The following is a 243-nucleotide window of genomic DNA, read 5'->3' as shown; positions in this document are numbered from 1 at the left end:
GCGCTGAAGTCCGGTGTTCCGACCAAGATGCATGTGCTGAACCTGCTGCATCGCCTCGTGGACGGCAAAACCTTCACGCCGCCAACCCTCGACGCACCTCAGGCACTGACGCTCACCAATGAGCCCAAGGCCAATGTCGAACGGTACGATACCTTGAGAAAGACGGAGGTTCGCCATGCGTCATAACCCGGCAAGCGGCGCTATCGTCATCATGCTGCGACAGTTAAAGATGCACGGGATGGC

General features: G+C 58.4%; 1 pseudogene. It reads left to right on the top strand.

From position 1 onward, the window contains the following. Positions 1-186 (top strand): annotated as a pseudogene (locus tag ASG05_RS16190) (IS21 family transposase); the annotation flags it as partial. Positions 187-243 lie beyond the last annotated feature (57 nt).

Origin of the sequence: Frigoribacterium sp. Leaf186, from assembly GCF_001423905.1 — a bacterium.
GTDB lineage: Bacteria > Actinomycetota > Actinomycetes > Actinomycetales > Microbacteriaceae > Frigoribacterium.
Note: the sequence above shows the minus strand (reverse complement) of the source record. Positions and strands in the feature narration are given on the sequence as shown.